This is a genomic window from Pseudomonas benzopyrenica (genome assembly GCF_036884265.1).
Lineage (GTDB): Bacteria > Pseudomonadota > Gammaproteobacteria > Pseudomonadales > Pseudomonadaceae > Chryseomonas > Chryseomonas benzopyrenica.
On the sequence record NZ_CP145723.1, the window covers coordinates 1,963,451 to 1,978,720 of the forward strand.

General features: G+C 64.8%; 11 protein-coding genes, 6 tRNA genes and 1 other RNA gene. 16 read left to right on the forward strand and 2 right to left on the reverse strand.

The features are described 5' to 3' along the window. Positions 1 to 53 precede the first annotated feature (53 nt). The gene (locus tag V6W80_RS09145) at positions 54 to 941 is read left to right on the forward strand and encodes an ATP-binding protein (RefSeq protein ID WP_257706251.1); all 888 of its coding nucleotides are present in this window, start codon (positions 54 to 56) and stop codon (positions 939 to 941) included. After that, on the forward strand, positions 938 to 1,426 hold the full coding sequence (locus tag V6W80_RS09150) for a GAF domain-containing protein (RefSeq protein ID WP_231356236.1): 489 nt from the start codon (positions 938 to 940) through the stop codon (positions 1,424 to 1,426). The genes V6W80_RS09145 and V6W80_RS09150 overlap by 4 nt, the downstream gene beginning before the upstream one ends. A gap of 24 nt (positions 1,427 to 1,450) precedes the next feature. Here V6W80_RS09150 and V6W80_RS09155 read toward each other — a convergent pair whose 3' ends face one another. Further along, positions 1,451 to 2,218 (reverse strand): hypothetical protein, encoded by a 768-nt coding sequence (locus tag V6W80_RS09155; RefSeq protein ID WP_231356235.1) that lies wholly within the window; start codon positions 2,216 to 2,218, stop codon positions 1,451 to 1,453. A gap of 171 nt (positions 2,219 to 2,389) precedes the next feature. Here V6W80_RS09155 and V6W80_RS09160 point away from each other — a divergent pair. From V6W80_RS09160 to V6W80_RS09185, 6 genes are all read left to right on the forward strand, one after another. Further along, a tRNA-Glu gene (locus V6W80_RS09160) sits at positions 2,390 to 2,465 on the forward strand. 6 nt (positions 2,466 to 2,471) lie between these two features. After that, positions 2,472 to 2,547 (forward strand) — tRNA-Gly (locus V6W80_RS09165). Between the two features lie 64 nt (positions 2,548 to 2,611). Next, positions 2,612 to 2,687 (forward strand) — tRNA-Glu (locus V6W80_RS09170). Between the two features lie 4 nt (positions 2,688 to 2,691). Then, positions 2,692 to 2,767 (forward strand) — tRNA-Gly (locus tag V6W80_RS09175). 64 nt (positions 2,768 to 2,831) lie between these two features. Further along, a tRNA-Glu gene (locus V6W80_RS09180) sits at positions 2,832 to 2,907 on the forward strand. Positions 2,908 to 2,911: 4 nt separating this feature from the next. Continuing rightward, positions 2,912 to 2,987, forward strand: a tRNA-Gly gene (locus V6W80_RS09185). A gap of 91 nt (positions 2,988 to 3,078) precedes the next feature. On the opposite strand, the gene V6W80_RS09190 is transcribed toward V6W80_RS09185, so the two are convergent. Then, complete coding sequence (locus tag V6W80_RS09190) at positions 3,079 to 4,074, reverse strand: sulfate ABC transporter substrate-binding protein (protein ID WP_338546694.1); 996 nt, start codon at positions 4,072 to 4,074, stop codon at positions 3,079 to 3,081. A 168-nt stretch (positions 4,075 to 4,242) separates the two neighbouring features. On the opposite strand from V6W80_RS09190, the gene smc reads away from it, so the two are divergent. The 8 genes from smc (at position 4,243) to recR (ending at position 15,243) form a co-directional block, all read left to right on the forward strand. Continuing rightward, positions 4,243 to 7,728, forward strand: coding sequence for a chromosome segregation protein SMC (gene smc, locus V6W80_RS09195; RefSeq protein ID WP_338546696.1), 3,486 nt, complete (start codon positions 4,243 to 4,245; stop codon positions 7,726 to 7,728). Positions 7,729 to 7,933: 205 nt separating this feature from the next. Then, entirely contained in the window at positions 7,934 to 8,833 is a 900-nt protein-coding gene (gene zipA, locus V6W80_RS09200; protein ID WP_257706247.1) for a cell division protein ZipA, read from the forward strand. 115 nt (positions 8,834 to 8,948) lie between these two features. Next, entirely contained in the window at positions 8,949 to 11,330 is a 2,382-nt protein-coding gene (gene ligA, locus V6W80_RS09205) for an NAD-dependent DNA ligase LigA (protein WP_338546697.1), read from the forward strand. 148 nt (positions 11,331 to 11,478) lie between these two features. Then, positions 11,479 to 11,575, forward strand: an RNA gene (ffs, locus tag V6W80_RS09210) — signal recognition particle sRNA small type. Positions 11,576 to 11,766: 191 nt separating this feature from the next. After that, positions 11,767 to 12,048, forward strand: a complete 282-nt coding sequence (locus tag V6W80_RS09215) for a hypothetical protein (RefSeq protein ID WP_338546698.1) — start codon at positions 11,767 to 11,769, stop codon at positions 12,046 to 12,048. Between the two features lie 178 nt (positions 12,049 to 12,226). After that, a complete protein-coding gene (gene dnaX, locus V6W80_RS09220) occupies positions 12,227 to 14,221 on the forward strand; it encodes a DNA polymerase III subunit gamma/tau (RefSeq protein ID WP_338546700.1) in 1,995 nt (664 codons plus the stop codon). 33 nt (positions 14,222 to 14,254) lie between these two features. Next, the gene (locus tag V6W80_RS09225) at positions 14,255 to 14,581 is read left to right on the forward strand and encodes a YbaB/EbfC family nucleoid-associated protein (protein ID WP_007162246.1); all 327 of its coding nucleotides are present in this window, start codon (positions 14,255 to 14,257) and stop codon (positions 14,579 to 14,581) included. A gap of 62 nt (positions 14,582 to 14,643) precedes the next feature. Continuing rightward, positions 14,644 to 15,243 carry a recombination mediator RecR gene (recR, locus tag V6W80_RS09230; protein WP_017639624.1) on the forward strand — a complete coding sequence of 200 codons (600 nt, stop codon included), beginning with the start codon at positions 14,644 to 14,646 and terminating at the stop codon, positions 15,241 to 15,243. Positions 15,244 to 15,270 lie beyond the last annotated feature (27 nt).

Below are 15,270 nucleotides of genomic sequence, written 5' to 3' on the forward strand. Positions count from 1 at the left end.
CTTGGAAGGCGGCTGGTCCGCTGTTCTTTTTTTCGTCGTCAAGGATCATCCCTGTGAATGCCTCCCTAGAAGACTTTCTGCTCCACGCACGGCAGGTGCTGGAGCGCCTCGAACCCCTGTTGCCCCATCGTCGCGAGCCGCTGGACTGGCAGCACTGCTATGCGGCGCGCTGGCGCCGGGAAGGCCATGGCGGCTATCTGCAGCCGCTCGACGTCAATCTGGAATTGCGCCTGGCCGACCTGCTGGGTATCGATCGGCAGCGTGACCAGCTCGCCCGTAACACCCGCCAGTTCGTGGCCGGGCTGCCGGCCAACCACAGTCTGCTGTGGGGCGCGCGTGGCACCGGCAAGTCGTCGCTGATCCGGGCGCTGCTGGCGGAATATGCCGGGCAGGGCCTGCGCCTGATCGAAATCGAGCGCGACGACCTGGCCGATCTGCCCCGCGCCGTGGAACAGCTCGCCGGCCAGCCACAGCGTTTCGTGGTGTTCTGCGATGACCTGTCCTTCGATTCCGGCAGTGACGATTACCGGGTGCTCAAGAGCGTGCTGGATGGCTCCCTGGAGCAGGCGCCGGACAACGTGGTCCTCTACGCCACCTCCAACCGCCGTCATCTGGTGGCGGAGCGGCAGAGCGACAACGCCAACTGGGAGCACGTCGACGGCGAGCTTCACCCCAGCGAAGCGGCCGAAGACAAGATCGCCCTGTCGGATCGTTTCGGACTGTGGCTGTCCTTCTACCCCTTTACCCAGGATCACTATCTAGCCGTGGTGCGCCACTGGTGCACGACCCTGGCCGGCAAGTCCGGCCTGCAGCTGGAGTGGTCCGAAGAGGCGGATCGCGAAGCCATCCGCTGGGCGTCCGGTCGCGGCAACCGCAATGGCCGTTGTGCCTATCAATTCGCCCGGCAATGGGTCGGGCTCAAACTGTTGGAGAACACATGACCGTAGAACTGACGGGCGTAGGGGCAGGACTCGAGGGCTACGCCATGCTGGCCGCCCAGGTGGAAGCCCTGCTGGCCGGTGAGCGCAACCTGGTGGCCAATGCCGCCCAGTTGTCGGCCTTCATCTATCAGGAAGTGCCGGACCTGAACTGGGCCGGCTTCTATTTCGTCGAGGGTGAAGACCAGCTGCTGCTCGGCCCCTTCCAGGGCAAGGTGGCCTGCATGCGCATTCCCTTCAACAAGGGCGTGTGCGGCGCGGCCGCCCGGGAGCGCCGCACCCAACGCGTCGAGGATGTCCACGCCTTTCCCGGGCATATCGCCTGTGACGCGGCCTCGCGCAGCGAACTGGTGGTGCCGCTGGTGCAGGACGGTCGGCTGATCGGCGTGCTGGATCTGGACAGCCCTCATCCGGCGCGCTTCAGCGCGGCGGATCAGGCGGGTATCGAAGCCATGGTAGAGGCCTTTCTGGCCGCGACCGATTGCTGATCGGCGGGGAGGGCAGGGAAGCCCTCACTCGTAGTCGTTCTTCTTGCGCCAGCTGTCGTCCTTGAGCGTGTCCACGCTATCCGACAACTCGTTGGCGCTGCTGCTGGCCTGCTCGACCAGTTCGCTCTGCTGGCGTTTCACCTGGGCAATCTGCTCTTCCAGATAGGCCAGCAACTCGGTATAGCGCTCGGGTTGCTGTTGCTTGCGGATCTGCATGATCGCCCGTTCGTACGATTGGCGTGCCTGGATATAGTGTTCGCTCTTGATCTGCTGTTCGGCCTGGTAGCGAAAGAACTCCACATAGGTGGCCGTGAGCAGGTAGCGCATCTCGCCCACCCAGCGCTGGGCTTCCTGGCCGTCCAAAATGCCGATCTGATTGGCATGGGCGACGAGTGCGTGCAGCATCTCCATATAGCCACGAACTTCCTTGACCCGCGCCTCGGTATGCACTGGCCTGGCGGCATTGGTGAGTTCGATGTCATCGCCCTTGGCCAGGGCTTCTTCCAATTCGGTCTTGCGTGCGGTAAGGCCGGCGGAAGGGGCTTGCAGGGCGGCAAGGCGGGCGATCAGGCCGAGTTCGATACGGTGGAACAGCTGCTTGAGCGCCGGGGTCATCAGCTGGCCGGGCAGACTGCTGCCCAGCTGGGCGCAGCGCTTGATGCGGTCGGTGAGGTCGGCGACCAGGCGCTGCTTTTCCAAGCGGCCCGCTTCGAGCTTCTGGTTGACGAAGGCGATCATGATCAACAAGAGGATGCCAAGCCCCACTACCGCTGCAATCATCGTTGAGGACATGACCTTCTCCATGGTGCTTGCCCGCCGTTTGTCGTACGAGCGAAGTCGTTGATTTGAAAAGTATTTAATCAGCTATTGACGCCCAGGGTAAGGCTCCCTAGAATGCGCGCACTCCCAACGGCGGCAAGCGTCAGCCGAGTGGTAGGCCAGAGTCCTCAGGGATTCTACCTGGTCCCCTTCGTCTAGTGGCCTAGGACACCGCCCTTTCACGGCGGTAACAGGGGTTCGAGTCCCCTAGGGGACGCCAAAAATTGCGGGAATAGCTCAGTTGGTAGAGCACGACCTTGCCAAGGTCGGGGTCGCGAGTTCGAGTCTCGTTTCCCGCTCCAAATACAATCCGGTTGCCTTTGGGCGGGCGGATGCAGGGTGAAAGGCCTTGCGGAAAGAGGTTTCGTCCCCTTCGTCTAGTGGCCTAGGACACCGCCCTTTCACGGCGGTAACAGGGGTTCGAGTCCCCTAGGGGACGCCATATTGCGGGAATAGCTCAGTTGGTAGAGCACGACCTTGCCAAGGTCGGGGTCGCGAGTTCGAGTCTCGTTTCCCGCTCCAAACACAATCTCACGGTTTCATGACAGTGGGATGCAAGGTGAAAGGCCTTGCGGAAAGAGGTTTCGTCCCCTTCGTCTAGTGGCCTAGGACACCGCCCTTTCACGGCGGTAACAGGGGTTCGAGTCCCCTAGGGGACGCCACATTGCGGGAATAGCTCAGTTGGTAGAGCACGACCTTGCCAAGGTCGGGGTCGCGAGTTCGAGTCTCGTTTCCCGCTCCAAATAAACAAAGACACCGCCTCAGGGCGGTGTTTTTGTGTGCGCGGCTTTTATGCCGATCAGAGGCCCGGCACCAGGCCGGGCGCGAGCGTCCTATTGAGGCGTATAGATCTGGTCGAAGACGCCGCCATCGGCGAAGTGGGTCTTCTGGATGCCGCTCCAGGGACCGAATTCCTTCTGCGCATCGATCAATTCGAGCTTGGGAAAGCGATCGGCGTACTGCGCCAGCACCTTCGCGTTGCGCGGGCGCAGGAAGTTTTCCGCGGCGATCTTCTGGCCTTCGTCGGACCAGAGGTACTTGAGGTATTCCTCTGCCTCGGCGCGGGTGCCTTTCTTGTCGACGACGCTGTCGACCACGCTCACCGGTGGCTCGGCCTGCACCGAGATGCTCGGGTAGACCACCTCGAAGCCGCCCCGGCCGAATTCCCGGGCGATCATCTCGGCTTCGTTCTCGAAGGTCACCAGTACATCGCCCTGCTGGTTCTTCATGAAGGTGGTGGTGGCGGCGCGACCGCCGGTATCCAGGATGGGCACGTGCTTGAACAGCTCGGCGACGAAGCCGCGGGCCTTCTGCTCGTCACCACCCGGTTGGCGCAGGGCGTAGGTCCAGGCGGAGAGGTAGGTGTAGCGACCGTTCCCGGAGGTCTTGGGATTGGGCACGATCACCTGGACGCCGTCCTTGAGCAGATCGGACCAGTCATGGATGCCCTTGGGATTGCCCTGGCGCACGATGAGCACCGTGGCCGAGGTGAAGGGCGCGCTGCGATCGGGCAGGCGGGTTTCCCAGTCCTTGGGCACCAGGCCGCGATCGGCCAGGGCCTGGATGTCGGTGGCCTGGTTCATGGTGATGACGTCGGCCTGCAGGCCGTCGATGACCGCGCGCGCCTGCTTGCTGGAGCCGCCATGGGACATCTGGATCACCGGGGTGTCGCCGTGCTCGGCTTTCCAGTGTGCCTGGAAGGCCGGGTTGTAGTCCTTGTAGAAGTCACGCATGACGTCGTAGGAGACGTTGAGCAGCGGCGGCGCGGCGAGGGCCTGGGCGCTGGCCGCCAGGGCGGCGGCTAGCAGGGTGAAGCGAAGGATCTTCATGGGGGCATCCTGCGATTGGGGGTGCAGGACTATAGCCTGTCGCCCCGGCGGCGTGCAGAACGGCTGGAAATAAGCTCATGCTCAGCGACGGCAGTCGTGGCCGCCAATGGTAGACTTTCGCCCTTTCGCCTGCGGTTGGGCACGGCGCGGTGAACAAGGGCTCCTGATATGCGGTTGAGGTCGATCAAGCTGGCGGGATTCAAATCCTTCGTCGATCCGACGACGGTGAATTTCCCGAGCAACATGGCAGCGGTGGTCGGTCCCAATGGTTGCGGCAAGTCGAATATCATCGACGCCGTACGCTGGGTGATGGGCGAGAGCTCGGCCAAGAATCTGCGTGGCGAGTCGATGACGGACGTCATCTTCAATGGCTCCAACAGTCGCAAGCCGGTATCCCAGGCCTCCATCGAGCTGATCTTCGACAACTCCGACCACACCCTGGTGGGCGAATACGCGAGCTACGCGGAGATCTCCATCCGCCGCCGGGTGACCCGCGAAGGCCAGAACACCTATTTCCTCAACGGCACCAAGTGCCGCCGGCGCGACATCACCGATATCTTCCTCGGCACCGGCCTGGGGCCGCGCAGCTATTCGATCATCGAGCAGGGGATGATCTCCAAGTTGATCGAGGCGCGCCCGGAGGATCTGCGGCACTACATCGAGGAGGCCGCGGGCATCTCCAAGTACAAGGAGCGGCGGCGCGAGACCGAGAATCGCATTCGCCGCACCCAGGAGAATCTCGCCCGCCTCACCGACCTGCGCGAGGAGCTGGAGCGGCAGCTGGAGCGGCTGCATCGCCAGGCGCAGTCGGCCGAGCGCTTCCAGGCCTTCAAGCAGGAGGAGCGGCAACTCAAGGCGCAGTTGCAGGCGGTGCGCTGGCGCGAGCTGGATGGCCGCGTCGAGCAGCGCGAAAAGGTGATCCGCGACCAGGAGACCGCCCTCGAAGCCCTGACCGCCGAACAGCGCCAGGCGGATGCCGGCATCGAGCGGCTGCGCGATGGCCATCATGAGTTGAGCGAAGCCTTCAACCTGGTGCAGGGTCGCTTCTACTCCCTGGGTGGTGACATCGCCCGCCTGGAGCAGACCATCCAACATGGTCAGCAGCGCCAGCGCCAGCTGCAGGACGACCTGCGCGAAGCCGAGCAGGCCCGTAGCGAAGCCGAATCCCACCTCGAGCACGACCGGGTGCTGCTCGCTACCTTCGAGGAAGAGCTGGCGATGCTCGAGCCCGAGGAAGAGGCGGCCCGGGAGCTGGGCGAGGAGGGCGGTGCCGCGTTGGAAGAGGCGGAGCTGGCCCTGGCGGACTGGCAGCAACGCTGGGAAGCGCTCAGCGCGGCGAGTATCGAGCCGCAACGGGAGGCCGATGTGCAGCAGGCGCGCATCCGCTCGCTGGAGCAGGGCCTGGAGCGCGGCATGGACCGGCAGCGCCGGCTGCGTGATGAACGCACTCTGCTGGGCGAGGACGGGCCTTCCGAGCGTCTGGTCATGCTGGAAGAGCAGATCGCCGAGGACGAGTTGCTGCTGGAGGGTTTGGCCGAACAGGAATTGCAGGTCGTCGAAGGCCTGCAGCGACTACGCGAAGAACTGCTGGGGTTGGCAGGCGAGCAGAGTCAGCGCCAGGGCGAATTGCAGCGCCTCGAAGGCCGCATTGCCTCGCTGGAAGCCCTACAGCAGGCGGCCCTGGCACCCGATACCGGCGCGGCCCAGTGGCTCGAGGCCGAGGGTCTCACTCAGGCGCCACAGCTGGCGGACGATGTCCAGGTCACCCCCGGTTGGGAGCTGGCGGTGGAGACCGTCCTCGGCAGCGATCTGCAGGCGGTCTGCCTGGATGACCTGGCGCCTCTGCGTCTCGCTACCTTCGCCAGCGGTGCCTTGAATCTGGCGCTGCCCGGCTCGCTGCCGGTCGCCGCCGGCAGCCTGTTGGAGGAGGTGCAGGCGCCGCGCGACCTGTCGCCCTGGCTGGGGCAGGTGCTGATCGCGAACAGTTACGACGAGGCGCTGGCGCGGCGGCCGGCCTTGGCACCAGGGCAGAGTCTGATCACGCCGGAGGGCTACTGGGTCTCCCGGCATTTCCTACGTGTGCGTCGTGCTCAGGCGGCCGAAGGCAGTGTCCTGGCCCGCGGCCGCGAACTGGAGGAGTTGCAGGCGCGACGCCTGGAGCTGAGCGAGGCGCTCGCCCTTCAGGAGGAGCGACTGGAGGATCGTCGCGCGGCCCAGCAACGTCTGGAAAGCGAACGTGAAGATGCCCGCCGTCGCCAAAAGCAGGAGCAGCAGCGGCTGGCCGAATCCCGTGCTCAGCTCTCTGCCCAGCAGGCACGGGCCGAGCAGCTGAGCATCCGTCGGCAGCAACTGGAGGCCGATCTCCAGGACGTCGAGCAGCAATTGGCGCGTGAGCAGGAGGAGTTAGGCGAATGCCGGCTGCGCCTGCAGGACGCCCTCGATGCCATGGCGGTGGATACCGAGCAGCGCGCGCTATTGCAGGAGCAGCGTGACCGCCACCGGCAGGCAGTGGAGGCGGCGCGCCAGCGCCAGCGCCAGGCTCAGGAACAACTGCATCAGCTCACGGTGCGCCTGACCACCCTGAGAGCCCAGCGCCAGTCGACGCTCCAGGCGCTGGAGCGGCTGGAATTGCAGACCGCGCGCCTGGGCGAGCGCTGCGAGCAGCTCAATCTCAACCTGGAGGAGGGCGGCGAGCCCCTCGACGAATTGCGGCTGCGCCTGGAGGAGTTGCTGGAGCGGCGCCTGCAGGTCGACGAGGAAATGCGGACGGCGCGCCTGGCGCTGGAGGATGCCGATCGGGAGTTGCGCGATTTCGAGCGGCGGCGGCTGCAGGCGGAACAGCAGGCGACGCTGCTGCGCGGCCAGTTGGAGCAGCATCGCCTGGAATGGCAGGGCTTGGCGACCCGGCGCAGCGGCTTCGCCGAGCAGTTGGCGGCCGATGGCTATGACCTGCCGACGGTGATCGCGACCCTGCCGGCGGAGGCCAGCGAAGCCGCCTGGGAGGAGCAGCTGGAAGCCGTCGCGGCGCGGATCGGCCGGCTTGGACCGATCAACCTGGCGGCCATCGACGAATATCAGCAGCAGGCCGAGCGCAAGACCTATCTGGACGCCCAGAACGCCGATCTGGTGGAAGCGTTGGAGACCCTGGAAAGCGTCATCCGCAAGATCGACCGGGAAACCCGCAATCGCTTCAAGGATACCTTCGACCAGATCAATCACGGCTTGCAGGCCTTGTTCCCAAAAGTTTTCGGTGGCGGCAGTGCCTACCTGGAACTTACCGGGGAAGATTTACTCGATACCGGGGTTGCGATCATGGCGCGCCCGCCGGGCAAGAAGAACAGCACCATCCATTTGTTGTCGGGCGGTGAAAAGGCGCTGACGGCGCTGGCTCTGGTATTTGCCATCTTCCAGTTGAATCCGGCGCCGTTCTGCATGCTCGATGAAGTGGATGCACCCCTGGATGACGCCAACGTCGGCCGTTATGCCCGCTTGGTCAAGAGCATGTCGGAGAAGGTGCAGTTCATTTACATCACGCACAACAAGATCGCCATGGAGATGGCCGATCAGTTGCTGGGTGTGACCATGCATGAACCGGGCTGTTCGCGGCTGGTGGCGGTGGATGTGGAAGAGGCCGTGGCCATGGTCGATGCCTAATGCCCCACAGCCTCGCGGCTTGGCGGTGTAAAGTTGGCAATAGTCGTGCTAGCTTATGGCCGCGCTAGCGGTAAGTGGAAAAAGCTAAGAAGAACACTGACTTGGCGTAGGTTTCGGAGGTTTTGGAAAGACCTCGCAAGCGTCGACTTTCCAAAGTTTCCCGACGGGTGTCGGTCCATTATTTTCACAGGGGTATGTCTTTTTCATGGATATGGGTCTGCGCGAGTGGCTGATCATCATCGGCGTCATCGTCATCGCCGGTATTCTGTTCGATGGTTGGCGTCGCATGAGCGGCAAGGGCAAGCTCAAGTTCAAACTTGACCAGTCGTTGAACAATCAGCCGGAAAACGAGGACGAGGATCCGGAAATCGTCGGTCCGACGCGGGTGGTAGAACCCAAGGAGCCATCCCTGGACGATCCGGGCGAGCCGACGCCACCGCGCTCCACGCAGCGCAAGCGCCGTGAAGAACGCCGTGAAGAACCCAGTGCCGACAGCTTCGACCTGTCCAGCGATGAAAGCCTGGCAGGCCTGGCCGCCGATTCCGATGAAGTCGTGACCCGTGGTCGCGACAAGCCGCGCAAGGAAAAGCCGCTGAGCAGCAAGGCGCCCGAGCGTGAGTCGGTCAGCGAACCCGTCAGCAGCAGTGGCAACAGTCAGGCAGCCATGGCGCCGGTGGACGAGGTGCTGGTGATCAATGTCATCTCCCGTGACGAGAAGGGCTTCTCCGGTCCGGCACTGCTGCAGAACATCCTCGAAAGCGGGCTGAGATTTGGCGACATGGACATCTTCCATCGCCACGAGAGCATGTCGGGCAATGGCGAGGTACTGTTTTCCATGGCCAACGCCGTGCGTCCGGGCACCTTCGATCTGGATGCCATCGACGACTTCCACACTCCGGCGGTGAGCTTCTTCCTGGGTCTGCCCGGTCCACGCCATCCCAAGCAGGCCTTCGACCTGATGGTCGCCGCGGCGCGCAAGCTGTCGTCCGAACTCAATGGCGAGTTGAAGGACGAGCAGCGCAGCGTCATGACCGCCCAGACCATCGAACACTACCGCCAGCGTATCGTCGACTTCGAACGCAAGAGCCTGATGCTCAAGCGTTGATCGCGCCGGAGCGAACCAAGAGCAGCCTCGGCTGCTCTTTTTGTTTGTAATCTTCGTAGCGGCGCCGCTGGTGGCGCCAGGGCCACCCCTGGGGTGGCGACAGTGAGAGACCACCATGACCGACGCCCAAGATGCCGTCACCCGCATCGCCGCCCTGCGCGGCGAGATCGACGCCCACAACTACCGCTACTACGTACTGGACGAGCCGAGCGTGCCCGATGCCGAGTACGATCGGCTGTTCGGCGAACTCAAGACGCTGGAGGCCGAGCATCCCGAGCTGGTGACGCCCGACTCGCCCACCCAGAGGGTCAGCGGCGCGGCCCTGGCCGCCTTTGGCACCATCCGCCACGAGGTGCCCATGCTCAGCCTGGGCAACGCCTTCGCCGATGAGAATCTGCAGGACTTCGACCGCAGCGTTGGCAAGCGCCTGCGCGAGGAATTCGGCGAGACCGACTTCGCCGGGCCGGATTCCGGCGTCGAATACACCTGCGAGCCCAAGCTCGATGGCCTGGCGGTCAGCCTGCTGTACGAGGCGGGAATCTTGACCCGCGGCGCCACCCGCGGCGACGGCACCACCGGGGAAGACATCACCGCCAATGTGCGCACCATCCGCAACGTTCCGCTACGCCTGCAAGGCGAGGGCTGGCCGGCGGTACTGGAGGTGCGCGGCGAGGTGTTCATGTCCCGCGCCGGCTTCGAGGCGCTCAATGCCCGGGCCATGGAAAGCGGCGGCAAGACCTTCGCCAATCCGCGCAACGCTGCCGCTGGCAGCCTGCGCCAGCTGGATTCGCGCATCACTGCCCAACGTCCGCTGGAGTTCTGCTGCTACGGTTTCGGGCGGGTCGAGGGTGGGGCTCTGCCGGACACCCAGTACGACATCCTGCAGCGGCTGCGTGAATGGGGAATCCCCATCAGCCGCGAGTTGCGCAAGGTGCAGGGCGCGTCAGGCTGCCGCGCCTACTACGAGGACATCGGCCAGCGGCGCGATGCGCTGGCCTACGAGATCGACGGCGTGGTCTACAAGGTCAACCGGCTCGACTGGCAGGGTGAGCTGGGTTTTCGCGCGCGCGAGCCGCGCTGGGCGCTGGCGCACAAGTTTCCCGCTCGCGAAGAGCTGACCGAACTGCTCAATGTCGAATTCCAGGTGGGGCGCACCGGGGCCATTACCCCGGTCGCCCGGCTCAAGCCGGTGCAGGTGGCCGGCGTCACCGTGACCAACGCTACCTTGCACAACATGGACGAGATCGCGCGGCTGGGCGTGATGATCGGCGACAGCGTGATCGTGCGCCGCGCCGGGGACGTCATCCCGCAGATCATGCAGGTGGTACCGGAGCGGCGGCCAGCGGATGCCCGGCCGGTGGAGATCCCCACCCATTGTCCCGTGTGTGGTTCGGCGGTGGAGCGCACCCAACTGATCAAGCGCGGCAAGGGCAAGGAGTCGGTCAGCGAAGGTGCGGTCTATCGCTGCGTTGGCCGGCTGGCCTGCCAGGCCCAGCTCAAACAGGCGATCATTCATTTCGCCTCGCGGCGGGCCATGGACATCGACGGCCTGGGCGATCGCATCGTCGAGCAACTGGTAGACCGCGAGCTGGTGAAGTCGCCGGCCGATCTCTACACCCTGACCTACGAGCAGGTGGTCGAACTGGAAGGCTTCGCCGAGGTGTCCAGTCGCAACCTACTGGCCGCCATCGAAGCCAGCAGTCAGCCGACGTTGGCGCGCTTCATCTTCGCCCTGGGCATCCCGGAGGTGGGCGAGGAGACCGCCAAGCGCCTGGCGCGCGCCCTGGGCAGCCTGCAGCGTATCCGCGAGGCCCTGCCCGAGGTGCTGGTCTACCTGCCGGACATCGGGCCGGAGGTGGCCTTCGAGATCCATAACTTCTTCCAGTCCGCGCACAACCGTGACGTGCTGGAGGCGCTGCTGGCCAACGGCATCGAGCTGGCCGACGAGGGTGAGGTGCACGCCGAATTCTCCGGCTATGCCACCTTCGCCGACTTCCTCGACCAGTTGCACATTCCCTATCTGGGCAAGACCGGCGCCAAGACCCTGGCCACGGCCTTTCCCACGCTCGCGGCGCTGATCGAAGGCTCCCAGGACTGGTTGACCTTCAAGACCCTGTCCGGCCTCAACGAGCGGGCCAAGCAGGGGCTGCGCGAGTACTTCGCCGAGGCGGACAACGTCGCCCAGGCGCTGGCCATCGAGGCCCAGCTCAAGGCCTTCGGCATGCATTGGGAAAGCACGCGCCAGGTTGTACAGGGATTACCCTTCGCCGGTCAGACCTGGGTGCTCACCGGAACCCTGGAGGCCATGAGTCGCGATGCGGCCAAGGAGCGCCTGGAAGCCCTGGGCGCCAAGGTGTCGGGGTCGGTATCGGCCAAGACCGCCGTGGTGGTGGCCGGGCCGGGGGCGGGGTCCAAACTGACCAAGGCGAACGAGCTGGGGGTCAAGGTGCTGGACGAGGATGCCTTCCTGCAGATCCTCGAGGCCCAGGGTCAATAACGTTGGGGCCGGGGGCGGAGCAGGTAGACAGCTTCGGGCCTGTGATCTCCGGCCTTACCTTGCAGCTAAGTCCTTGTATGGCTTGCAACTTCGCCCCAACCGCGTAGAATGACGCACCTCACCTCAGGGTGAGGCGTTATGGTGGCTCTGTCGGTCCCCCCGCAACGATCAACCGTGAACCCGGTCAGGCCCGGAAGGGAGCAGCCGCAGCGGTGATGTCGTGTGCCGGGGTGTGGCTGGCGGGGCCACCTCCATTTCTGCCCTCCGCTTTTCCCATCTCCGCTTTTTCTCCCTGCCTTCTTCCCTCCTTCTGCTCGCACTGCCTGGTTAACCGCTCCACAGGGCTTTCGTGACGAAATGCACTGTTTTGGTTCATGGCTCTATGCCATCATGCGCGCCGTCTCATCATTACTGGACAAATGTCCAAGGATTCATCGTGAAGAATGGACTCGAAAGCGCAGGACGCGCCCTGAGCAGTGGTCTCCATCCCTATCGCATCGATTGCCGACGCGATACCGCAGCGACGTTGATCGCCCACATCTACCATCCTAGTAAGCCCCTGCTGCTGATCAGGATCGACCTGACCAACGAGGAGGCAAGCAATCCCTTCAAGATGAACGCCACCGTGACCCGACTGCGTGGCCAGCTGGATGCCCTGGCAGCCTACGTCTCCAGCGTGGTCCTGGCCGATGGCGAAGACCACTGCCTGCGTGCCTAAAACGGCTTTTTCGCTGGCGCTTTCCCTCCTGATCGCTTGAAAAGCCGCTTGGCCGCCTTCATCTAGGAAGGTAGCCGCAGCCCGCACGGCATCGCTCCGATGCCACGCCACGGGATGCATTCGTGGCCCCTCTTCGTTAGCATGTGCTCCCCCCACGTCTTCTCCTGATCAGGTCTCGATGAGTTACCAGGTTCTTGCGCGCAAATGGCGCCCGCGGTCGTTCCGCGAAATGGTCGGCCAGACCCATGTGCTCAAGGCGCTGATCAACGCGCTAGATAACGAGCGGCTGCACCACGCCTATCTCTTCACCGGAACCCGCGGGGTGGGCAAGACCACCATCGCGCGGATCCTGGCCAAGTGCCTGAATTGCGAGACCGGCATCAGCTCGACGCCCTGTGGCACCTGCTCGGTGTGCCGCGAGATCGACGAAGGCCGTTTCGTCGATCTCATCGAGGTGGACGCCGCCAGTCGCACCAAGGTGGAAGACACCCGCGAGCTGCTGGAGAACGTGCAGTACGCACCGTCCCGCGGTCGCTACAAGGTGTACCTCATCGACGAGGTGCACATGCTCTCCACCCACAGCTTCAATGCGCTGCTCAAGACGCTGGAAGAGCCACCGCCCCACGTCAAGTTCCTGCTCGCCACCACCGATCCGCAGAAGCTGCCGGTCACCATCCTTTCGCGCTGCCTGCAGTTCTCGCTGAAGAACATGCCGCCGGAGCGGGTCGTTGCCCACCTGCAGCAGGTGCTCGCCGCGGAAAGCATTCCCTTCGAGGACGACGCCCTATGGCTGCTGGGTCGCGCGGCCGATGGTTCCATGCGCGATGCCATGAGCCTGACCGACCAGGCGATCGCCTTTGGCGAGGGCAAGGTGCTGGCCGCCGATGTGCGCGCCATGCTCGGCACCCTCGACCATGGCCAGGTCTACGACGTGCTCCAGGCCCTGCTGGAAGGGGATGGGCGCGCCGTGCTGGATGCGGTCCGTCATCTGGCCGAGCAGGGCCCCGACTGGGGCGGGGTGCTGGCCGAGCTGCTCAATGTGCTGCACCGCGTGGCCATCGCCCAGGTGCTGCCCGATGCGGTGGACAATGGCCAGGGCGATCGCGAGCGGGTGCTGACCCTGGCGCAGACGCTGCCGGCGGAAGATGTCCAGTACTACTACCAGCTGGGTCTGGTCGGGCGGCGCGATCTGCCGCTGGCGCCCGACCCACGCCACGGCTTCGAGATGGTCCTGCTGCGCATGCTGGCGTTCCGGCCTGCCGGTGCGGCGATTGCCGAGCGACCGGCACTAAAGACGACGGGAGCCAGCCCGGCCACGGCTGACTCCAACCCCCGTCCGGTGGCCGCGGCGGTACCGGCAGCGGCTGCGCCTGCGCGCCCTCCGGCGCCAGAGGCGTCCCCTGCGCCTGTCCAGGCAACGCCGATGGTGAGTAATACCACCCCAATAGAAGAGCCGGTGGATCTCCCCTGGGAGGATCCTGCGCCCGTGGCGACCAAGGCGGCTCCGGCTCCGGCTCCGGCTCCGACTCCGGTCGAGGCGGCTGGTGCGCCGGTCGCATCCAGGGCGCTACCGACCCCCCAGGTCGAGGCGACCCCTGAAGCCACGGTGATCGCCGAATTGCCTGCGGATACCTCCGGTGACGATCTGGACGGTGACGAAGAGCCGCCGCCGGCCGAGGATTACTACGAGGTGGGGCTGGACGACTATCTCGACAGCCTTGGCGATCCGGCTGACGACGAAATCGCTGCGGCGCCGACGCCTGCGGTGCAGCCGGCCACGGGCCTCGCGGCCGATTGGCAGGCGCTGTTCCCCGACCTCAAGCTGGGCGGTCTGACCGCCAGCATCGCGGCCAACTGCACCCTGGTCGCGGTGGACGGCGATCGCTGGCACCTACACCTGGATCCGGCGCAGAGCGCCTTGTTCAACGCCAACCAGCAGCGCCGGCTCAACGATGCGCTGAATCAGCAGCAGGGACGACCCATCACGCTCGAGGTCACCATCCAGACCCCCGAGCAGGAGACGCCCGCCCAGGCCGCCGCGCGGCGCCGAGCGGAGCGGCAGCGGCAGGCGGAGCAGTCCATCCAGGACGACCCGCTCATCCGCCAGATGATGCAACAGTTCGCCGCCACGGTGCGCGCGGGTACCATCGAGCCGGTCGACACCCAAGCCTGACCGGTTTTCCATTCATAGTTCGAGGTAGCAGACATGATGAAAGGTGGCATGGCCGGCCTGATGAAGCAGGCCCAGCAGATGCAGGAAAAGATGCAGAAGATGCAGGAAGAGCTGGCGAACGCCGAAGTGACCGGACAATCCGGCGCCGGCCTGGTCAGCGTCGTCATGACCGGCCGACACGACGTCAAGCGCGTCAGCCTGGATGACAGCCTGATGCAGGAAGACAAGGAAATCCTCGAAGACCTGATCGCCGCCGCGGTGAACGACGCCGTGCGCAAGATCGAGCAGAACAGCCAGGACAAGATGTCCGGTATGACCTCCGGGATGCAGCTGCCGCCCGGCTTCAAGATGCCTTTCTAAGACGCTTCAATAGCGGGTGTCCGTCGGACACCCGTTTCTCCCGCCTTCCAGTACGGTAGTCCATGAGCTTCAGTCCCCTGATTCGCCAATTAATCGATGCGCTCCGGGTCCTGCCCGGTGTCGGCCAGAAGTCTGCCCAGCGCATGGCCCTGCAACTGCTCGAACGCGAACGCCAGGGTGGCCTGCGCCTGGCCAGTGCCCTCAACGCCGCCATGGAAGGGGTCGGCTACTGCCAACGCTGCCGCACCCTGAGCGAAGACGAGATCTGCGGCTTCTGCGCCGATACTCGGCGTGACGACAGCCTGCTCTGCGTGGTGGAAGGCCCCATGGATGTCTTCGCCGTGGAGCAGACCGGCTATCGCGGACGCTACTTCGTGCTCAAGGGGCACCTGTCGCCCATCGACGGCCTGGGCCCGGACGCCATCGGCGTGCCCGAACTCGAACGGCGCGTTAGCGAAGGGGGGTTCCAGGAGATGATCATCGCCACCAATCCCACGGTTGAAGGCGAGGCGACCGCCTACTATATCGCCCAACTGCTGGCGCCCAAGGGCCTGACCATCTCCCGGATCGCCCATGGCGTACCCCTGGGTGGCGAGCTGGATCTGGTCGACGGCGGCACCCTGACCCACGCCTTCGCCGGGCGCAAGCCGATCTCGCTCTAGCGCGACGCTATCCCGTCGCCCTGAAAG